The organism is Providencia manganoxydans, assembly GCF_016618195.1.
GTDB classification, from domain to species: Bacteria; Pseudomonadota; Gammaproteobacteria; order Enterobacterales; family Enterobacteriaceae; genus Providencia; species Providencia manganoxydans.
The window spans coordinates 1,279,853-1,301,960 of the sequence record NZ_CP067099.1; the positions used below are offsets into that span (position 1 = coordinate 1,279,853).

The 22,108-nt window shown below is 40.7% G+C and carries 17 protein-coding genes; 13 read left to right on the forward strand and 4 right to left on the reverse strand.

Annotation, left to right across the window (positions count from 1 at the left end):
• Positions 1-8 precede the first annotated feature (8 nt).
• The gene (locus JI723_RS05550; protein ID WP_070925183.1) at positions 9-3,170 is read right to left on the reverse strand and encodes an efflux RND transporter permease subunit; all 3,162 of its coding nucleotides are present in this window, start codon (positions 3,168-3,170) and stop codon (positions 9-11) included.
• Positions 3,171-3,185: 15 nt separating this feature from the next.
• Positions 3,186-4,373, reverse strand: coding sequence for an efflux RND transporter periplasmic adaptor subunit (locus tag JI723_RS05555; RefSeq protein WP_070925182.1), 1,188 nt, complete (start codon positions 4,371-4,373; stop codon positions 3,186-3,188).
• A gap of 137 nt (positions 4,374-4,510) precedes the next feature.
• Here JI723_RS05555 and acrR point away from each other — a divergent pair, with 137 nt between their 5' ends.
• The 3 genes from acrR to mscK all read left to right on the forward strand — a co-directional run bounded on the left by acrR (position 4,511) and on the right by mscK (position 9,112).
• Positions 4,511-5,146: a multidrug efflux transporter transcriptional repressor AcrR gene (acrR, locus tag JI723_RS05560; RefSeq protein ID WP_070925181.1), complete on the forward strand. Its 636-nt coding sequence runs from the start codon at positions 4,511-4,513 to the stop codon at positions 5,144-5,146.
• Between the two features lie 159 nt (positions 5,147-5,305).
• The gene (locus JI723_RS05565) at positions 5,306-5,659 is read left to right on the forward strand and encodes a DsrE/DsrF/TusD sulfur relay family protein (protein ID WP_272580217.1); all 354 of its coding nucleotides are present in this window, start codon (positions 5,306-5,308) and stop codon (positions 5,657-5,659) included.
• 78 nt (positions 5,660-5,737) lie between these two features.
• Positions 5,738-9,112, forward strand: a complete 3,375-nt coding sequence (mscK, locus tag JI723_RS05570) for a mechanosensitive channel MscK (RefSeq protein ID WP_337979834.1) — start codon at positions 5,738-5,740, stop codon at positions 9,110-9,112.
• On the opposite strand, the gene JI723_RS05575 is transcribed toward mscK, so the two are convergent.
• On the reverse strand, positions 9,113-9,283 hold the full coding sequence (locus JI723_RS05575; RefSeq protein WP_081335838.1) for a YbaM family protein: 171 nt from the start codon (positions 9,281-9,283) through the stop codon (positions 9,113-9,115). It lies immediately after the preceding gene.
• Between the two features lie 379 nt (positions 9,284-9,662).
• On the opposite strand from JI723_RS05575, the gene JI723_RS05580 reads away from it, so the two are divergent.
• Positions 9,663-10,655 (forward strand): FUSC family protein, encoded by a 993-nt coding sequence (locus tag JI723_RS05580; protein WP_140181761.1) that lies wholly within the window; start codon positions 9,663-9,665, stop codon positions 10,653-10,655.
• Here JI723_RS05580 and priC read toward each other — a convergent pair.
• Positions 10,640-11,188, reverse strand: a complete 549-nt coding sequence (gene priC, locus JI723_RS05585; RefSeq protein WP_337979835.1) for a primosomal replication protein PriC — start codon at positions 11,186-11,188, stop codon at positions 10,640-10,642. The two genes, JI723_RS05580 and priC, sit on opposite strands and share 16 nt — an antisense overlap.
• 215 nt (positions 11,189-11,403) lie before the next feature.
• Here priC and apt point away from each other — a divergent pair, with 215 nt between their 5' ends.
• From apt to JI723_RS05630, 9 genes are all read left to right on the forward strand, one after another.
• Complete coding sequence (apt, locus tag JI723_RS05590) at positions 11,404-11,955, forward strand: adenine phosphoribosyltransferase (RefSeq protein WP_272580215.1); 552 nt, start codon at positions 11,404-11,406, stop codon at positions 11,953-11,955.
• A 96-nt stretch (positions 11,956-12,051) separates the two neighbouring features.
• Positions 12,052-13,968, forward strand: coding sequence for a DNA polymerase III subunit gamma/tau (gene dnaX / locus JI723_RS05595; RefSeq protein ID WP_272580214.1), 1,917 nt, complete (start codon positions 12,052-12,054; stop codon positions 13,966-13,968).
• A 49-nt stretch (positions 13,969-14,017) separates the two neighbouring features.
• Positions 14,018-14,347 carry a YbaB/EbfC family nucleoid-associated protein gene (locus JI723_RS05600; protein ID WP_070925175.1) on the forward strand — a complete coding sequence of 110 codons (330 nt, stop codon included), beginning with the start codon at positions 14,018-14,020 and terminating at the stop codon, positions 14,345-14,347.
• Positions 14,347-14,946, forward strand: a complete 600-nt coding sequence (recR, locus tag JI723_RS05605; protein WP_070925174.1) for a recombination mediator RecR — start codon at positions 14,347-14,349, stop codon at positions 14,944-14,946. The genes JI723_RS05600 and recR overlap by 1 nt, the downstream gene beginning before the upstream one ends.
• A gap of 189 nt (positions 14,947-15,135) precedes the next feature.
• The gene (htpG, locus tag JI723_RS05610; protein WP_139158606.1) at positions 15,136-17,010 is read left to right on the forward strand and encodes a molecular chaperone HtpG; all 1,875 of its coding nucleotides are present in this window, start codon (positions 15,136-15,138) and stop codon (positions 17,008-17,010) included.
• Between the two features lie 192 nt (positions 17,011-17,202).
• Positions 17,203-17,847 (forward strand): adenylate kinase, encoded by a 645-nt coding sequence (adk, locus tag JI723_RS05615; RefSeq protein WP_070925173.1) that lies wholly within the window; start codon positions 17,203-17,205, stop codon positions 17,845-17,847.
• Positions 17,848-17,965: 118 nt separating this feature from the next.
• The gene (gene hemH, locus JI723_RS05620; RefSeq protein WP_140185810.1) at positions 17,966-18,931 is read left to right on the forward strand and encodes a ferrochelatase; all 966 of its coding nucleotides are present in this window, start codon (positions 17,966-17,968) and stop codon (positions 18,929-18,931) included.
• A 123-nt stretch (positions 18,932-19,054) separates the two neighbouring features.
• On the forward strand, positions 19,055-20,182 hold the full coding sequence (gene wzz(fepE) / locus JI723_RS05625; RefSeq protein ID WP_140181749.1) for an LPS O-antigen length regulator Wzz(fepE): 1,128 nt from the start codon (positions 19,055-19,057) through the stop codon (positions 20,180-20,182).
• A gap of 176 nt (positions 20,183-20,358) precedes the next feature.
• Positions 20,359-21,672 (forward strand): inosine/guanosine kinase, encoded by a 1,314-nt coding sequence (locus JI723_RS05630; protein WP_272580212.1) that lies wholly within the window; start codon positions 20,359-20,361, stop codon positions 21,670-21,672.
• Positions 21,673-22,108: the final 436 nt, after the last annotated feature.

Sequence of the window (22,108 nt, forward strand, 5' to 3'; positions counted from 1 at the left end):
TCAACTGATTATTCAGTTTTTGCCGGTGGTTGACTATGCTCTATATCATCCGATTTCTTATTAAAGCGGCGACGGATCACCACAAAGAATACCGGAACGAAGAAGATAGCCAAAGAGGTCGCTGCAAACATACCACCGAGTACACCTGTACCAACGGAGTTTTGTGCCGCAGAACCTGCACCATTACTAAATACCAGTGGGATAACACCTAACATAAAGGCTAGAGATGTCATCAGGATTGGTCGTAAACGCATCTTAACTGCGTTAAGTGTTGCTTCGACGAGTCCTTTGCCTTCTTTTTCCATCAAGTCTTTGGCGAATTCAACAATCAAGATTGCGTTTTTCGCCGATAAACCAATGGTTGTTAAGAGGCCCACCTTAAAGTATACGTCGTTTGAAAGCCCACGCACTGAGGTAAATAGTAACGCACCGATAATACCCAGTGGTACAACTAACATAACAGAGAATGGCACAGACCAGCTTTCATACAATGCCGCCAAACATAAGAAGACGACGATTAATGAAATAGCATACAGAGCCGGTGCTTGGTTACCAGATAGACGTTCTTGATATGACATACCCGTCCATTCGTAACCGATACCTTTCGGTAAGTTTTCTGTTGTTAATTGTTCCATCATCAGCATTGCATCACCAGTACTCTGTCCTGGTGCAGCTTGGCCTTGAATGTTCATTGACGGAACACCGTTATAACGTTCTAAACGTGGTGAGCCATATTTCCACGGATCTTGTGATTCATCCAAGAACGCGGAGAACGGTACCATGTTGCCTTGGGCGTTACGAACGTATAGCGCGCTGATATCTGATGGTAACATACGGCTTTCTGCATCACCTTGAACGTAAACTTTCTTCACACGACCACGGTCGATAAAGTCGTTTACATAGGTTCCACCAAATACCGAGCTTAATGTTGCGTTGATATCGGCGATAGCAACACCTTGTGCTTGCGCTTTTTGTTGGTCAATGTAGATACGATACTGCGATGTATCATCTTGACCGTTAGGACGAACCCCTTGCAACATTTCAGGGTGTTGTGCCGCTAAACCAAGTAATTGGTTACGTGCTGCCATTAAAGCGTCATGCCCCAAGTTACCTTGGTCTACCAATTCAAAGTCGAAACCGTTCGCTGTACCTAGCTCGACAATGGCTGGCAGGTTAAAGGCATATATCATTGCCTCTTGTTTTTGTGACAAAGCGATATTGGCACGTTGAACAATTGCCTCAACGTGGTTTTCATCGCCTTTACGTTCGCTCCAGTTTTTCAACACGACGAACGCCAGACCCATGTTTTGGCCTTGACCTGCGAAGCTAAAGCCACCAACGGTAAATACTGATTCTACATTACGTTTTTCGTCTGTATGGAAGTAAGTGTTAACTTCATCCAATACGGCTTGTGTTTGCTCTTGCGTTGATCCCGGTGGTAATTGAACCATCGCTAAGAATACCCCTTGGTCTTCTTCGGGTAAGAAGGAAGAGGGGAGACGAATAAACATTAATGCCATGCCAGCCACTAAGATCAAATAGATGATCAAGTAACGGCCTGTACCATTCAGCATACGGCTAACACTATCAGTATAGTGGTGAGCTTGTTTTTCAAAGGTACGGTTAAACCAACCAAAGAACCCTTTTTGGCTACCATGGCTGCCTTTTTCGATAGGCTTCAACATGGTGGCACAAAGTGCAGGAGTCAAGATCATGGCAACAAGTACTGACAAGATCATTGCCGATACGATGGTGATCGAGAACTGACGGTAAATTGCCCCTGTTGAGCCACCAAAGAAGGCCATTGGGATAAATACCGCAGACAGAACCATCGCAATCCCCACCAATGCACCTTGAATTTGTCCCATGGACTTCTTGGTTGCTTCTTTTGGTGGTAAGCCCTCTTCTTGCATAACACGTTCAACGTTTTCCACTACAACGATGGCGTCATCCACAAGAAGACCGATGGCAAGTACCATCGCAAACATGGTTAAGGTGTTTATCGAGTACCCAAATGCGGCGAGGATCGCAAACGTTCCTAGCAAGACGACAGGTACCGCGATAGTGGGTATCAAGGTTGCGCGAATGTTCTGTAAGAACAGATACATCACCACGACAACCAACATGATAGCTTCAACCAGTGTTTTAACTACTTCGTTAATCGAAATCTTAACGAATGGTGTTGTATCATATGGATAAACGATTTCTAACCCTTCAGGGAAGAAAGGCTCCATACCCGCCAATGCCGCACGGACGTTGTTAGCCGTATCCAATGCGTTAGCACCGGTTGCTAGTTTAATACCGATACCCGCAGCAGGCTTACCGTTAAATCGGGCAATAGTACTGTAGTTTTCAGCGCCAAGCTCAACAGTTGCCAGATCTTTTAAACGAACCTGAGAACCATCCTGATTCACACGTAACAGGATATTGGCAAATTCCTCAGGATTGTTTAAACGTGTCTGTGCAATGATTGAGACGTTTAAACGCTGGCCGTCAACAGGCGGTGTACCACCTAATTGACCCGCTGCAACTTGGTTGTTTTGCACTTTAATTGCATTGATAACATCGGTTGTTGTCATGTTGTACTTCACGAGTTGCTCTGGTTTTAACCAGATGCGCATCGCGTATTGCGTACCAAACAACTGGGTTTCACCAACACCGTTAACTCGACTCAGTGGATCTTTGATATTGGAGCCTACATAGTCGGCAATATCATATTGTCCCATTGAGTTATCGGCAGAAACGAAACCCGCTACCATTAAGAATGAACTGGTAGATTTATCAACGCTGATACCTTGTTGCTGAACTTCTTGTGGCAGCAATGGCATCGCGAGTTGTAGTTTGTTTTGAACTTGAACCTGTGCGATATCACCATCAGTACCTGCTTCAAAAGTCAGCATGATACTGGCGGAGCCTGATGAATCACTGGTTGATGACATATACACCAAGTTATCGATACCGTTCATGTTTTGTTCGATAACCTGAGTCACTGTATTCTGTACCGTCGATGCATCCGCGCCCGGATAGTTAGCCGAAATAGATACGGATGGCGGCGCAATGGTTGGGTACTGAGCTACAGGTAACTTGATAATTGCCAGCAGACCAGCAAGCATAGTAATAATTGCGATTACCCATGCAAAAATTGGTCTATCTATAAAAAACTTAGGCATTAATCAACCGCTCCCTTATTTAGACTTTTGTTCAGGTTGTGCCTGATTGTCTATAGATTGCGTTTCTAAATTAGCTTCTTTAGGTACAACAGTAATACCTGGTTTGATTTTTTGCAGACCAATCACAATGACGCGATCGCCATCTTGCAAGCCATCAGTTACCAGCCATTTGTTGCCAACAGCCTGTGCAGCTTTCACTTTTCTGACTTCAACTTTATTCTCTGCACCAACAACCATGACTTGAGAGTCACCTTGTGGGGTACGAGATAAACCTTGTTGAGGAACCAAAATTGCGTTTTCTCTCACACCATCTTCTAAGATAGCGCGCACGAACATGCCTGGCATCAGTTCTTTATTAGGGTTCGGGAAGATCGCACGCATTGTGATTGAGCCTGTTGTCTCATCAACAGTAACGTCAGAAAATTCCAGAGCACCTTTTTGAGCATACTCTTGGCCATTATTAATGACTAAGCTAACAGGGGCTTTGCCCGGCTCTTTTTGTAGAGCACCTTTTTCTATTTCATTGCGTAAACGTAAGAAATCCTCACTGGATTGGGTTACATCAACATAAATAGGATCAAGTTGCTGAACTCGCATTAACTCAGTAGTTTGGCCAGTAGAAACCAATGCACCTTCGGTGACATTTGATTTACCCGTACGACCACTGATTGGCGCGGTGACTTTGGTATAGTTCAAGTTAATACGAGCCGTTTCAACAGCCGCTTCTGCGGCTTTAACAGCAGCTAAAGCTTGCGCATAAGTTGATGTGGCTTGGTCATATTCTTGCTGACTAATATAGTTAGTACCTAAGAGTGGTTTGTAGCGTTTAACTGTCAAACCCGCTAAATTGGCGTTGGCTTGCGCTTTAGCAAGTTCCGCTTTAGCACTATCAAAAGTGGCTTGGAAAGGCGCTGGATCTATCTGATATAAAGACGTCCCGGCTTCAACATCGCTACCTTCTTTATAGTTGCGTTTGAGTATAATGCCACTTACCTGTGGGCGAACTTCTGCAATACGGAATGCAGATGTACGACCCGGTAATTCGGTCTTGATAGTCAGAGGTTCGGCTTTAAGCGTAACAATTCCTACTTCAGGCGCCGGGCGTTCACCGCCACCTTTCTGTTCATCGTTACAACCTGATAAAGCTAAGCCACCTGAAAGAACCAACAGAGCCAGAGGTAACACCCCTCTGTTTTTTCGCATAAGTTAACCTCAATTAATCAATAATTATGAGTACAATACAAAATAAGAAAAATGGTAAACAATAAGATTTTTCACTATGCTATAGTACAAACATACACTATTGTATGTAAATCAGCTTTGTAGATAAACGAGTTACAATGGCACGAAAAACTAAACAACAGGCCGAAGAAACCCGTCAGGAAATTTTAGATGCTGCCATCAAAACCTTTTCTGAGCGAGGTGTTTCGGCGACATCTTTAGCCGATATCGCAAAGGCCGCTGGTGTAACCCGTGGTGCGATATACTGGCACTTCAAAAATAAGGTTGATCTGTTCCAGCAAGCTTGTGAATTTAGTGATAGTCAAATACTACAGGCTGAGAACTATTATCGTTCGAAGTATAGTAATGATCCACTGGCAATTCTAAAAGAGATTTTAGTTTATATTTTGACAGATTTTATTGAAAGCCCTAAAAATCGTGCTTTGATGGATATTCTGTTTCACAAATGTGAATTAGTGGGAGAAATGGCGGTAATTGTTGACCTCAAAAGAGAAAACTTCATGGCTAGCCACTATCGCATTGTTGAGCATTTGCGTAATTGTGTTGATTTAGGGCAGCTTCCCGCCAATCTTGATTTAGAGTGTTCAGCTATTATGTTGCGCTCCATGGTGTGTGGTTTACTGGAAAACTGGTTATTACAGCCTGATAGTTTTAATATACAGACACGTACAGAAACTTTGGTGGATACTATGCTGGAAACATTAAAATATAGTCCATCATTGCGAATAAAATAAACTCTAAATAATTTGAAGTACAGCTAGGCGGCAAGTGATTTAGTAGCTAGGTGCATAGAAAGAATATCACTTAGTATGACTAAACCTAGTCACCATGCCTTAAAGGTGCTGTGACTTGAAGTATAAAATGAGTATAGACTAAGCAATTGGAGAAATACGATGTCATCAATTCTGATCATTGCGAATGGCGCCCCTTATGGTAATGAAACCCTATTTAATTCATTACGTTTGGCTATCACCCTTAAAGAACAGCATCCAAATACGGAACTTAGATTATTTTTAATGTCGGATGCGGTTACCGCGGGGCTAAGTACTCAAAAGCCAAAGGAAGGCTATAATATCCAACAGATGTTAGAAATTTTAACCGCACAACAAGTTGCCATTAAACTCTGCAAAACATGTACTGATGCACGTGGTGTGAGTGAGCTACCTTTAGCTGATGGTGTTGAGATTGGCACTTTGGTTGAGCTTGCAGCTTGGACATTAGAAGCCGATAAGGTCTTAACCTTTTAAGTGCCAGCGATACGCTGTGAGCAGTCAACGCGGTGTATCGATTAAAAAATATAAATAAAACCTATTATGGGTTCAGTCATGCAGATAATGAAAAATCAATGGATTAGGCAGATTAGTGTGCTAGTCACACTCATGTTGTTATTATTTTCGAGTCATATCTTTGCCGCTACCAATCCCCTGCCAAGTAAAAACGATATTCAAAATCAACTGAACTCATTAAGTAAGAAAAGTAATCAAAGCGCTGAAGATAAGCTCTCGATAGCAGATTTAGAAAAAGCGCTCACGTTTTATGATGAATTAAATCGATTAGATAATAAGTCGGATGAACTGCAAAAAAGCCTTGAGAGAGCGAGTGATGATGCAAAGCACGCGGTACGTTCACTATTGCAATTAAAAAATAGTAGCGAAGAAGAAACGCTTAACTTTGCTAACAGTATTAAAAATGCCCCGCAATCTCAGCTTGAAAGTCTGCTCAGTAGCACATTAGAGCAATTACAGACAGAACAAAATGATCTTGCCACCTACAATAGTTATCTCATTAGCCTGCAAACCCAGCCTGAAAGAGCGCAAGCGATTATGTTGGACAACGCACGCCGGCTACAAGAGATCCGTAATGAATTAAACAGTGTGTTTAATGAATCAGCGAAGTTACGTGATACACAGATTGAGTTACTTCAGATAGAACAAAACTATTTGCAGCAGCAAAATGAATATCAAAAACATGTGCTACAGGGTAATACCCAATTACAGGATGTATTACAAAAACAGCGTGATTATACCACTTTATATATTGAGCAATTAGAAACACGCATTCAGCTGTTGCAATCTTTTATTAGTGACAAGCGATTAAATGATTCAGAGGCGACTGCGCGCGAAGCTCAAAGCTCGACAGAGAATAATTTACAGCTAAAACAAATTCCTTTAATTCAAAAAGAGTTAGCGATTAATAATGGATTAAGTGAGCGTTTGATCGAAGTGACTCAAGCGAATAACCGTATGGTGCAAAATAGCATTAGGGTAAAAGCATGGCTTGAGCGCGCAACACAGTCAGAACGTAATTTAAAAGAGCAAATCAGCGTGTTACGTGGTAGCTTGTTGTTATCGCGGATTTTGTTTCAACAGCAAATTGATTTGCCAAATGATATTTTAACTAAGAATCTACCTGTCACGATTGCTGATTTACGCCTTGAACAGTTTGATGTAGCACAGCAAAGAGATGCGCTCTATCAAGTGAATACTTATATTAGCAATATTGAAAAGCAGTTAGCCGAAAAATCAGGTGCTGAAACTGAAAAGGGGTTGTTATCTCCCGAAGATCGTGATGCGCTGATTAAGTTATTAGATGTCAGACGTGAGCTGTTAGATGAATTAAATTTGCAGCTAGGTAGTCAAATTTCCCAAGCAATTAATTTGCAGCTCGATCAAAATCAATTGTTGAGTGTTGTGAAGTCATTAGAAAACACGTTGGCGCAGCAAATTTTTTGGGTTAATAGTAATAAACCTATCGATCTTGCATGGGTAGAGGCCTTTCCTGACGCAGCCGCGCAACAAATTAGTCAGTTTGACTTTAGTTTATCGAAAGGGAGTATTAAAAGAGGGCTAACTAACTCATTATTAGTCGTACTCCCGCTGTTGCTATTAGCGCTCATATTTATTTGGCTCTATCGTAAGATTTCATTGCGTCTACAAGAAATTGACTATCGGTTATCCAGTTTAAGGCAAGATAGCTTGCTGAATACGCCAATCGCATTACTGCTTACCGTGCTGCAAACCATACCTGCTGCACTGTTTTTGTTAGCGGTGGGTTACTGGTTTTTGAAAACAGGTAATGCTCAAGGTGGGTTTGTTTGGGCACTCTGTCAGCAATTGGCCATTTTCTGGGTTCTTTTTGAATTAATATGGCGAGTATTGAAGCCAAAAGGGATTGCAGAGAAACATTTTGGTATCGATTCTGCTATCGTGTCGCAAACACGCAGACGGCTTACTCGGTTATCTATTCCTCTTTTACCTCTCATTTACTTTTCAACCTATGGGATCATCAATCCATTAAAAGTGTCTGAAGATGTAATTGGGCAACTCATTGTTTTAGTATCGCTATTGGTACTATTTATTTTTACATTGCCCTTCTGCAAACAGATTTGGCAGGAAAAAGGGAGTCATTTAACACGCTCTGTGGTGATAACACTTCTGACATTCTCACCATTAATATTAATTGGCTTAATGATGGCGGGGTATTATTACACTACGCTACGTTTAGCGAATCGTTGGTTAGACAGTTTGTACTTATTTTTGCTTTGGTATATTACCTATAATGCATGTTTACGTGGGCTGACTTTAGTTGCACGTAAACTGGCATATCAACGAGCCATCGAACGTCGCAAAGCACAGAACCAAGAAGAAAATGGCGAAAATGAACCAATTAAAGAACCGCCAATGACCATTGAGCTGATCAGCCAACAGTCATTGCGTTTAACATCGATGGTTCTGTTTATTATTTTTGCTCTGGGATTTTATGCCATTTGGTCTGATTTTATTACTATTTTCTCGTTTTTAGATAGTGTTGATTTATGGCATTACACTGGCACAACAGCAGAAGGAACCAACGTTTTACAGTCGGTGACGTTAGCTAACCTAATATTAGCTCTCGTGATTATTGTGGTTGCATGGATTATGACGCGTAACTTGCCGGGCTTATTAGAAGTTCTAGTATTATCGCGTTTGAAATTGCGTCAAGGCTCAACGTATGCGATTACAACCATCCTGACTTATATTATTGTTGGGATTGGTGCGATTACTTCATTGGGGATGCTGGGGATCACATGGAGTAAACTTCAATGGTTAGCAGCGGCTTTAACGGTTGGTCTAGGTTTTGGTTTACAAGAGATATTTGCTAATTTTGTCTCAGGGATCATTTTATTGTTTGAAAGGCCAATTCGAATTGGCGATACAGTGACTATCGGGACTTATTCAGGTACCGTCAGTAAAATTCGGATTCGGGCAACAACAATTATCGATTTTGATCGCAAAGAGGTGATCATACCGAATAAGGCATTTGTGACTGAGCGCTTAATCAACTGGTCGCTCTCTGATACGGTGACAAGGATCACGGTTGCTATCGGTGTGGCTTATGGCTCAGATCTTGATAAAGTGAAACAGGTATTATTAAGCGCGGCCACGTCAAACAGTAAGGTGATGACAGAGCCTGGGCCTGCGGTTTATTTTACTGGATTTGGTGCGAGCACTTTAGATCATGAACTGCGTTTTTATGTCCGCCAAATTGGTGACCGAGGAACGACCAGTGATGAAGTGAATCGTGCAATTGATAGGTTATGTCGAGAAAATGATATTAATATAGCCTTTAATCAGTTAGAAGTTCATCTACATAATAATCAAGGTGATGAGCTTCAAGAAATCAAGCGTGATCCTAAAAAGAAAACAGATTCTGACGATTAATTACTCGCTAGGTAAGCAGGTTGCTTCAGTAGCCTGTTTAGTGAGGTAATCGTTTTTGACAATTTCAAGCGCTTTCAAAACCACATCAGTATCAATATCTGATGTTTCGAGTAGATAGATTAAGTCAACAGCGAGTTGGGTCTCTTGCGGGGCGTCCTTTAGTAAGTCCATACGTGCTCCTTATGATTAATAACGCAACTTATATTCGTCTACTCGTTATACTTTAAGTTGCAGTGCTTTCCGTCAGATATGATAGTTACTATTGAATGATTTAGACTGTATATCTATGTAGGGATAGTAAATTTTTCTCATAATGAGGGCAAGTCGATTTTGGATTTTATAGCAGGATAACCGTGTTGGAGTTGCATGATAAAATAGTGAATATATTAAATAATGAACTATTATCTAGAGTCCAAACAGATAAAGATATTAATTAGATTATCCTTAAAAGACAATGGGATATAACCTAATAGTTTGTGTTGTGATAGCTATAGAGGCATGTTAGTGTATTAGTGCTCTTTTATTGAAATGAATGTAATTAGGTGATGTTGTGACGAAATTATCAGAAAGTTTTTACTTAACATTTTGTGTTGTGGTCAGCTTTCTCATTACTTATCAAGTCGCAGGTATTGATGCGACATTATGGAGTTCGTTGTCAACACTACATGGCTATACTATTTTCAATAAAGCGAGCCGTTACAAAAACATTGTTTATTCATTGTTATGTTCTTTATTTGTATTTGTTGGTTCCGCCTTAGGTTACTACCTTGGAATTAATTATTTATTCTTTATCGTTTTATTTTTAGCGCCTTTTTTCTACTATCAATTTTATAATATTGATTCATCTTTAGATATGTCGATTAAGTACTTTATGATTTTTTATATCATAGGGGCGACATTGAACAAAGCCAGTTTTGATGGGTTAGTGATAGGTTTACTGATTGGTACCTTTATCACACTTGCTTTCTGCTATAGTATGAGTAAGCGTGAAAAGATATCTTTATTTCAGATTAAAAAATATATTTCCCTAAAAAGAGATAAGCTAAACTACAACTTAATTTATCAATCATTGATTTACTCGATTGGGCTAGTGCTATGTGTTTTAGTCTCTAGAGCTATCAATGTAGACCACTTTTTTTGGGCACCGCTGACCTTTATTTTTGTATTGAATCCTAAACTCACAAATATTATTAAGCTAACTCGTGACAGAGTGATTGGTACATTAATTGTGGTGTTTGTATTGTATTTATCCTTCAATACCGCAGTGCTGATGCCTTACATTGGTTTTGCTCTTATCTTATTATTTTCATTCTTGATCCCGATTAGTAATAATAAGAAGAATAATGTATTTGGTACTTTTTGTATCACAGGGTTAGTATTATCACTGATCGAAATGTCAATTTATTTTAATAATGTTGACTACCACTTATTGTCCGAAAGGATCATGGAAACGTTGATAGGTGGTTTGTTCGCTATCGTTTGTAGTTATTGCATTAAATCGTTAATGAAGCGATCTACGGTAAAAACTCACTCTAAAAATTGATTTTCTTGATGTTCAATCGCTTTTTCAATGCGGATCAGTGCTTGGCGGCAACGATATAGCCGCCCAGCTAACGTCGCAATCTCTTTTTGGCATTGGTGGCGTTTTGTGTGATCGTTTAAGGTGCTGAGTTGCAGTTCACGTTCGTTCATCATGCCAACTAAGCGGCGTTCATAATCTTGATGCTGTGCTAAGCGTTCATAAAGATCAACTTGTTCTTTCTTTTCTTGAAAGGCGTTTTCTTTGTCGCGTAAAGATTGTGTCGATAGCTCCCGTGACAGTGCTTGGATTTGATGAGCAATTTTCTCTGTGAGAAAATTTACTTGCTCTTTGTGATTGAGTGATACGCTGTTACAGAGTTGTTGATACAGTTTATCGAGCTCTTTCTGACAGTCACCGAGGTGGGTTGATTTACTACTAAAAAGCTGGCTATCAAAGCGTGAATGTGAAAACTCCTGATCGGCAATGGGAGCAATGCGAGCTTGTAGTTGCTCGATTTGTATCTTTAACACATCTAAAAGAGATTTAGTCTTCATTTTAATTCCAATAAAAGTTAAAAAGTATGAAAAATTGATGTGTGTTAATATACGCTAAATAATTTGAGGGGTGCTATCATACTTAAATGGAAAACACTGAAAATTGAAGTATGATGATCATAGAACACACCGTAAATATACGGCCTCTTATTGCAATTTTATGGTACTTTAAATAGATTCTCCCTTTTCGTATTTAAATTATATTGGCACTTATTATGACCGCGAAAGAGCAACAACTGCAATTAATTAAAGAAAGTATCGCATCAATTCCTGATTATCCAAAGGAAGGTGTGTTATTTCGTGATATTACGACATTATTGAACAATCCCGCTGCTTATCAGGCAACTATTGATCTGCTGGTAGAGCATTATAAAGACAGAGGTGTGACTAAAATTGTTGGTACGGAAGCCCGCGGTTTTCTCTTTGGAGCGCCTGTTGCATTGCGCCTTGGTGTTGGCTTTGTTCCTGTACGTAAAAAAGGCAAATTGCCACGTGAAGTGCTCAGTATGACGTACGCTTTGGAATACGGTACGGATACTCTTGAAATTCATAAAGATAGCATTCAGCCTGAAGATAATGTTTTAGTGATTGATGATCTACTGGCGACTGGTGGTACTGTTGAAGCTACCGTCAAAATGATTAAACAGTTAGGTGCAAATATTATTGATGCCGCGTTTATTATTAGCTTACCTGATCTTGGTGGTGTAGAACGTCTTGCCGCAGAAGGTATCCATTCATTTAGTTTAGTTGAATTCCCAGGCCACTAATCCTAATTTTCACGACTATTTTTATCACAGTCTCGCCGTAAGGGATGAGGCTGTGGTAGCATGGTGCTATCACCCTGTTTAGAAACTGCATAATTCATGAGCTATCAGGTACTTGCCCGTAAGTGGCGCCCCCAAAAATTTTCTGATGTCGTTGGTCAGCAGCATGTATTGACCGCACTCGCAAATGGTCTGGAGCACCAGAGGCTCCATCACGCCTATCTGTTTTCTGGTACCCGTGGTGTCGGCAAAACAACAATCGCTCGTCTCTTTGCAAAAGGCCTTAATTGCGAAACAGGGATCACCGCAACACCTTGTGGTAAATGTGCAAATTGCTTAGAAATAGAACAAGGCCGTTTTGTTGATTTGATTGAAATTGATGCGGCATCAAGAACAAAAGTTGAGGACACCCGCGAGTTATTAGATAACGTACAGTACGCACCGGCTCGTGGCCGCTTTAAAGTGTATCTTATCGATGAAGTGCACATGTTATCGCGTCATAGCTTCAATGCGTTGCTCAAAACGCTGGAAGAGCCACCTGAACATGTCAAGTTTTTGCTTGCGACCACGGATCCGCAAAAGCTGCCAGTGACAATTCTGTCGCGTTGCTTACAGTTCCACTTAAAAGCGTTGGATGTTGCTCAAATCAGCAAACAACTGGAACATATTTTAAATGCAGAAGGTATTGAACATGATAGCCGAGCTCGCCAATTGCTCTCACGAGCAGCAGATGGCAGTTTACGTGACGCACTGAGTTTAACTGACCAAGCCATTGCGATGGGGCAAGGAAAGGTGACCGCGGACATCGTCAGCCAAATGTTAGGCACGCTGGATGATGAACAACCTTTAGCCATTATTGAAGCATTGATTCGTGCAGATGGTATTGCTGTGATGTCGGAAGTAGAACAAGCCGCAGTGCGAGGCGCAGACTGGGAAAACCTACTGGTTGAGATACTTTCGTTGTTGCACCGTATTGCGATGATCCAGTTGTTACCTGCTGCCAAAGAAACGGATCCTTCTTCAACGGAAGGGCGGCTCAGGCAAATTGCACGAATGATTTCGCCAGCAGATTTGCAATTATTTTATCAAACGTTGCTAGTTGGTCGTCGTGATCTCCCTTATGCACCAGAGCGCCGTATGGGCGTTGAAATGGCATTGTTACGTGCATTAGCCTTCCACCCTAAAAATGTGATTGAAGAACCTATATCACCAGCTCCAACGACCCAACTAACTCCGCCTACAGTGGTACGGACGGCGCCACCCGCTCGTCCAGCTCCAGCCGTAATAGCGGAAAATAGCCCAACCTCACAGTTATTAAAAGCCAGAGAAGCCTTGCTCTCTTCGCAGAATGAGGGCTCCAACGCAAAAAAGAATAAACCGGCCGCGCCTGAACAGGCTAAGCCGGCGATGTCAGCACTTGAGAGGCTGGCAGCTGTCACCAGCCAACATCAGCAAAATATAGCGAGCCGTGCAGCGGAAACCAAAAAAGCGACTAAGGCCAAGCCTTATCAGTGGCGACCGCAGTTTGAAGATAGCCAAGCAAAAGAGGCGGTTACAACCCCTACAGAGATAAAAGAAGCGCTCGAATATGAAAAAACTCCTGAATTGGCAATGAAAATTATTGAGGAAGGGCGTGAAAGAGATAGCTGGTCAGCAGAAATTGCACAATTAAAAATACCTAAGCTAGTTGAACAATTAGCTTTGAATTCATATATAGAAAGAATAGGTGAATCGCAAATGGTTTTGCATTTGCGTTCCACACAACGTCATTTGAATAAGCCTTCGGCACAAGAAGCTTTGCAAAGTGCATTAAGCCAACATTATGGTCATCCTGTTGAATTGAATATTGTTCAAGATGATAATAATGAGGTGAAAACACCGCTAGAATGGCGACAAGCAATTTATGAAGAGAAGCTGGCGCAAGCTCGCCAGTCAATTATTGCGGATAAAACGATTCAAAAGCTGCGCTCAATGTTTGATGCTCAGTTAGACGAAGAGAGTATCCGCCCCGTTTAACGCTACAGTCTCTGTGAGTAAGCTGTGGCCTCAGTAGTGAGAGATAACTATGTTTGGTAAAGGTGGTTTGGGGAACCTGATGAAGCAGGCCCAACAGATGCAAGATAAAATGCAGAAAGTTCAGGAAGAAATTGCCAACCTAGAAGCTACAGGCGAATCTGGAGCTGGTCTGGTTAAAGTGACAATTAATGGATCACATAACTGCCGTCGCGTTGAAATTGACCCAAGTCTGCTTGAAGATGACAAAGACATGTTGGAAGATTTGATTGCCGCTGCATTCAATGATGCAGCTCGTCGTATAGAAGAAACGCAAAAAGAGAAAATGGCGAGTGTTTCAAGTGGTATGCAATTGCCACCTGGCTTTAAGATGCCATTCTAATGCAAACCAGTCCGCTTCTTGAGTCGTTAATGGAAGCTTTGCGCTGTCTCCCCGGAGTGGGGCCAAAGTCAGCGCAGCGAATGGCTTTTCATCTACTCCAGCGTGATCGTAGTGGCGGCATGCGCTTAGCGCAGTCGCTCACTCGCGCGATGTCAGAAATAGGCCATTGTCGTGATTGTCGCACTTTTACTGAACAAGAAGTGTGCAATATCTGCGAGAATCCACGGCGTCAGCAAAATGGATTGATTTGTGTGGTTGAAAGCCCCGCAGATATCTATGCTGTTGAACAAACTGGGCAGTTCTCCGGGCGTTACTTTGTATTGATGGGGCACTTATCGCCTCTCGATGGTATTGGGCCTATGGATATTGGTCTTGATAGGCTAGAAGAGCGCTTATCTTCTGAAACCATTACAGAAGTGATACTCGCAACTAACCCGACTGTTGAAGGCGAAGCAACAGCAAACTATATTGGGCAAATGTGTGCGCAATATGGGGTGACAGCCAGCCGTATTGCTCATGGCGTTCCTGTTGGTGGTGAACTCGAAATGGTTGATGGTACAACACTTTCTCACTCCTTAGCGGGAAGACAGAGAATATAGTTATTTTTCAAGCTACAGGTCTACTTGGTAGCTTGAAAAATATTTAATAAAATGAATTAATCACATCCAAATTCCCCTAGCTTTACCGCTTTTTTACCTTACTGAGTTGAATTCTTATTTTTTGCCCCCAGTTAAACTTCATCGATTAGTCAAAACTATCCTATTAGATTGATGATATAGAGGCCATTAATGAGTATGAAAGGACAAGAAACTCGTGGGTTCCAATCCGAAGTAAAACAACTTCTCCAGTTGATGATCCACTCTCTTTACTCAAACAAAGAAATCTTTTTGCGTGAACTTATTTCAAACGCATCTGATGCCGCAGATAAATTACGTTTTAGAGCTCTGTCTAAACCAGAACTGTATGAAAACGATGGTGAACTGCGTGTTCGCATCAGCGCAGATAAAGAGAATGGAACACTGACGATTAGCGATAACGGTATCGGTATGAGCCGTGATGAAGTTATTGATAACTTAGGAACTATCGCTAAATCAGGTACAAAAGCCTTTTTAGAATCTTTGGGCACTGACCAAGCAAAAGATAGCCAAATGATTGGCCAATTTGGTGTTGGTTTTTACTCTGCATTTATTGTTGCCGATAAAGTCACTGTTCGCAGCCGTGCTGCTGGTGCAGCAGCAGATCAAGGTGTGTTTTGGGAGTCGGCAGGTGAGGGTGAATATACTATCGCTGATATCGAAAAAGCTGAACGTGGTACTGAAATCACCTTACATTTACGTGCCGATGAAAGCGAATTTTTAGATAACTGGCGTTTACGCTCAGTGATCAGCAAATATTCTGACCATATTGCGTTGCCTGTTGAAATTGAAGTTAAGAACGAAGAAGACGGCACAATCACTTGGGAAAAAATCAACCAAGCAAAAGCATTATGGACGCGCAATAAATCTGAGATTTCAGATGAAGAGTACACTGAATTCTATAAACATATTTCCCATGATTATGCAGATCCACTAACGTGGTCACATAACCGTGTTGAAGGTAAGCAAGAGTATACGAGCTTGCTGTATATCCCTTCACAGGCACCATTTGATATGTGGAATCGTGAACAGCGCCATGGATTAAAATTATATGTTCAGCGTGTATTTATTATGGATGATGCTGAACAATTCATGCCTAACTATCTACGTTTCGTGCGTGGTGTCTTGGACTCTAACGATTTACCACTCAACGTCTCTCGCGAAATTTTGCAAGATAGTGCATTAACGCGTAGCTTACGTAGCGCACTGACTAAACGTGTGCTACAGATGTTGGAAAAATTAGCTAAGAACGACGCAGAAAAGTATCAAACTTTCTGGCAGCAATTTGGGCTAGTGATGAAAGAAGGCCCTGCGGAAGATAGTAGCAACGGTGAAGCGATTGCTAAGCTATTACGTTTTGCCTCCACTTATAATGAGAGTAGTGAGCAGAGCGTCTCTTTAGAGCAATACATCAGCCGTATGGTCGATGGTCAGGATAAAATCTATTACATTACTGCTGATAGCTATGCAGCAGCGAAGAGCAGCCCTCACTTAGAGCTATTCCGTAAAAAAGGTATCGAGGTATTACTGCTTTCCGATCGTATTGATGAGTGGATGATGAACTACTTGTCTGAGTTTGATGGCAAACAGTTCCAATCGGTGAGTAAAGCGGATGAGTCGCTAGACAAACTAGCAGATGAAAATAAAGCTGAGCAAGAAGAAGCAGAAAAGCAGTTAGAGCCATTTGTTGAGCGTGTTAAAACCTTGCTAGGTGAACGGGTTAAAGAAGTTAAACTCACACATCGTTTAACGGATACACCTGCGATTGTAACCACAAATGCAGATGAAATGAGTACCCAGATGGCTAAATTGTTTGCTGCTGCGGGTCAGGCTGCCCCAGAAGTTAAATATAACTTCGAATTGAATCCAGCACATCCATTGGTCAAGAAAGCATCTGAAGTCACTGATGAGGCTTTGTTTGCTGATTGGATTGATGTGCTATTGGATCAAGCGTTGCTCGCTGAGCGTGGAACATTAGAAGATCCAAATTTATTTATTCGTAAAATCAATGAATTATTATTAAAATAACGCAGCGATGAAGTTTCGTTTTTGAGCAAAAACCACGTTTTAGCTTGTGCTTTAGCGTGGTTTTTTTCTTTTGCGAAAGAAGTTAAATGCGAAAACGTTTACGTGTGTTCTTGAGTAAAGCGCCATGCTAATGGTATGGTATCTTGTTTTCTTTTCAAATTATAAAAAACTAAATAGCAAGGGGTTTACGCAATGCGTATCATTCTGCTCGGTGCTCCAGGCGCCGGTAAGGGCACTCAAGCTCAATTTATTATGGAGAAATTTGGGATCCCACAAATTTCAACTGGCGATATGCTACGTGCAGCAGTTAAAGCGGGTAGTGAGCTAGGTTTACAAGCAAAAGAGCTAATGGATAACGGTAAACTAGTTACTGATGAATTAGTTATTGCATTGGTTAAAGAGCGCATCAAACAAGATGACTGCCGCAATGGCTTCTTGTTGGATGGGTTCCCGCGTACGATCCCACAAGCAGATGCAATGAAAGAAGCTGGCATTAACGTTGATTTCGTACTTGAATTCGATGTACCAGATGAAATCATTGTTGAGCGTATCATTGGTCGCCGTGTACATGCGCCTTCAGGCCGTGTTTACCATGTGACATTCAACCCACCTAAAGTTGAAAACAAAGATGATGTCACTGGTGATGAGTTGACTATTCGTAAAGATGATCAAGAAGATACCGTTCGTAAGCGTTTGGTTGAATATCATGATTTGACTGCGCCTTTGGTTGCTTATTATCAAAAAGAAGCCGAAGCAGGCAATACCAAGTACTTCAAGCTTGATGGTACCCGTAAAGTGACTGAAGTGAGTGCTGAATTAGCAAAAATTCTTGGCTAATTAGTCACCATAGTTACCAGCAAAGGCAGCGATAACCGCTGCCTTTGCTTTTAGGCAATAAAAAGATTGTATTATGTGTTATAAAGTTGGGAATAATTATCATTAAGGAGTAATCATCGTGTCTGAATGTAAATATGGCATTTTATTGGTTAACTTAGGAACCCCTGATTCCCCAACAACCCCAGCAGTTAAGCGTTACCTCGCAGAATTTTTAAGTGATGAGCGTGTTATTGATGTTCCTCGGCTTATTTGGAAGCCTATCTTACACGGTGCTATTTTACCTTTTCGCTCACCAAAAGTGGCTAAGCTCTATCAATCTATTTGGACAGAGGAAGGTTCGCCATTACTAGCCTATACTTTACGTCAAAAGGAAAAACTTGCTCCGCACTTCCCTAATATCCCAATGGAAGTCGGAATGAGTTATGGTTCACCTTCCTTAAAAAGTGCGATTGATGCACTGATGAGCCAAGGGGTGACAGAGTTAGTAGTGTTGCCACTTTATCCACAATATTCCTGTACAACGACAGCAGCGGTTTATGATGGCATTTCTGCTATCTTTAAAAAGATGCGTACAATACCGTCATTACATTTTATTCGTCATTACGCAACACACCCCGATTATATTCAGGGATTAGTGAACTCTATTGAGAAAAGTTTTGCACAACATGGTGAGCCCGATAGATTAGTCATATCGTTTCACGGGATCCCAAAAAGATATATTGAAACTGGCGATATATATGAACAAGATTGTCAAAAAACGACCGATTTAATTAAACAAAGATTAAACTATCCACAAGATCGTATATTGATGACTTATCAATCTCGTTTTGGCCGAGAGCCTTGGTTAACACCATATACTGATGAAACAATGAACGAATTACCTCATAAAGGAGTAACGTCAGTTCAGGTAATATGTCCGGGTTTTTCTGCGGATTGCTTAGAAACACTGGAAGAAATTAGTGAGCAAAATCAACACTTTTTCAAAAGTAACGGCGGAAAGTCATTTCACTATATACCGGCTTTAAATGATAGTGATGACAATATTAACTTATTTAAATCACTTATTAGTAGTAAAATTAGATAGCTTTAACTTTTAAATTGAGATAAAAACGGGTGTTAATCGATATATCATAAATTGGAAAAATCATTATACTAGCCGATATAAAAATTAGTAGTATTCTTAATTTGGTATTTAATTGGAAATTATATGAGCACTGATAAAGAATCGCAGGATGGTAAAACAGCCGCAAAAATACAGGTCCCACAATTTAATATGCAGCAAAGCGATGAAATTGATTTAATGGCCCTGTTTGCTGTTTTAGTGAGAAATAAACTTCTTATTATCGCTATCACTGTTGTTATCACACTTATCAGTGCATTAGTGGTCACTCAGTTACCACAAAAATGGAGTAGTACGGCGGTTATTATTCCGCCATCATCTGAAGAAATCAAAGATATCAATACATTGGGTGCCCAATTAACAGTGTTAGATGTCAAAATTGATTTATCAGCGTCACGAATATTTAGTGCTTTTGTTGATCAATATCGTTCTAAGGTTAACCAAGAAGCTTATGTTCGTAGTACTGAATACTATAAAAAGCTAGCTGAACAAGTTGATCCTGCTGATAAAGAAAATGGTGACCAACGTTTGGTTAATACCATTATCGCGAATAGCATCCAAATCCAAGATCAGTCAAAAGAGAAAAATAGTACGTCAACCGACATCGTACTGACGTTTACTGCACCGCAGCCTTCTGAGGCTCAGGACTTGTTAGCGGGCTATGTCCGCTATACTGCAACAAAGGTCAGGGAACAGTTTAAACTCGATATTCAAAATGCAATTGCGCGTCAGTTAGTATTTGCCAATGAAACTTTCAAACAGGAAGTGACTAAAATTCGTACTGAATATGATGTCAAAGTTGAAAGGTTGAAACGCGCTATTGATATCGCTAAAGCGGCGGGTGTACGTAAGCCTATTGTGACGGATTCTGCAATTATCAGTGATGATCCTGATTATCCTATCGCATTAGGGACTGAGGCACTGGAGAAAAAACTGGCGATTGAGCTACAAAACCGTGATATTGCATTGTTGAGCGAAGACTTACAAATTCGCCAACACTATATCAAAAACCTCTCTGAATTGGATATTGATACTATCGAATTTATGCCAATTAAATTTATTTTAGCGCCTGATTTACCGACGAAAAAGGATTCACCAAAATCTGCATTGATTGTTGCTCTGAGTGCTATCTTAGCTATGATCTTAAGCTGCTCATATGTGTTAACTCGCGAGCTATATCGTGATTTTAAAAAAAATAACACGCTGACTAAATAGCCAATACATTCGCTATACTGGTTATACCTTGAGGTACAGCTAGGCTACACTCACTTATAGCCTAGCTGCACCTCAAACGATTTAGAGTATACAAAGCGAGTACCTTCATGAGAGGTGCTGGCTTTTATTTATCGTGCTAGAATAGCCCTCAATGTATACTTTCAAACTTGTTCACTATGAAATTCCCCGGTCAACGTAAATCAAAGCATTACTTTCCTGTTAGTCTTAAAGATCCGCTGTTACAGCCTATTAAAGAACGTATGGATGACAGTGAAAACTGCAAATCTTATATTGTCGGCATTGACCAAACCTTGGTAGATATTGAAGCTAAAGTCGATGATTCGTTTATTGAACGTTATCAGCTCAGTAAAGGTCATTCGTTAGTTATTGAGGATGATGCAGCAGAAGCGCTGTATGAAGAGTTAACCAGTAATTCATTAATTACGCATGAGTTTGCGGGGGGCACTATTGGCAATACACTGCACAACTATTCAGTGCTTGCTGATGACCGTTCAGTCTTGTTGGGTACGATGTGTAACAACATTCAAATAGGAAGCTATTCTTACCGATACCTATGCCATACCTCAAGTCGTATGGATCTCAACTACTTGCAAGGGGTTGATGGGCCTATTGGGCGTTGTTTTACTTTGATTACTGAAAACGGTGAACGAACATTTGCCATTAGTCCGGGGCATATGAATCGCTTACGCCCTGAAAGTATTCCAGAAGAAATTATTGCAGGCGCTTCAGCATTAGTATTAACCGCTTACTTAGTACGCTGTAAACCCGGTGAGACCATGCCTGAAGCGACCATGCAAGCGATCCATTATGCTAAAAAACACAATGTCCCTGTGGTATTGACGTTAGGGACTAAATTTGTGATTGCACAAGATCCGCAATTTTGGCGTGATTTTCTTGCAGAGCATGTATCAGTAGTAGCAATGAATGAAGATGAAGCATTAGAACTCACTGGTTTTAATGATCCCTTACTTGCCTCTGATATGGCACTAAATTGGGTTGATCTTGTTTTGTGTACCGCAGGGCCATCAGGGCTTTATATGGCCGGTTACACTGAAGAGGCTTTTAAACGAACAACTCAACACCCGTTGCTACCGGGAGCGATTGCTGAATTTAATTTGTATGAATTTAGTCGAGCTATGCGTAGACAGGATTGTGATGTTCCAATGCGCATCTATTCACACATTGAGCCTTACATGGGGGGGCCTGAAAAAATCATGAACACGAATGGCGCAGGTGATGGTGCGTTATCGGCTTTATTACATGATATTACGGCTAATTCCTATCATCGCATGAATGTACCTAATTCAAGTAAACATAGCCGTCAATACTTAACTTACTCTTCTCTGGCGCAAGTATGTAAGTATGCTAATCGTGTTAGTTATCAAGTACTTTCTCAACATTCACCGCGTTTAACACGGGGTTTACCAGAAAAAGAAGATAGTTTAGAAGAATCTTACTGGGAACGATAATTTTTACGAAGTATTTGTATAAACAATACCTCATGGTGTAAAGCCTTGGGGTATTTTTTTGTGGGGAGAAAAAGAAAAAACCCCCACACAGTGGGGGAAGGAGGACACAAAAAATATCATCAATAATGGTTTAGGCGAGATTAAGTATAGCTACTCATATGTTCTAAAAAATGAAGAAAATATGAATAAATTTATTATTGATGTTTCTTATTTAGATTTATTTCAGGATTAAATATCATCGCTGATAGTATCACGAGAGAAAGCAAATATTATCTAATTGATCTTTATTTAAAAAGAGTCAACTGTGTTTTTAGGCGACTAGCAGATAGGGTATTTTTGACAGAATTGACTAATAATTTGAAACAAATAAGAAAAATAAATCTATTGGCGCTCAATTGTGAATACGGAGTGGGATAGGTCATGCTTTATCCCACTC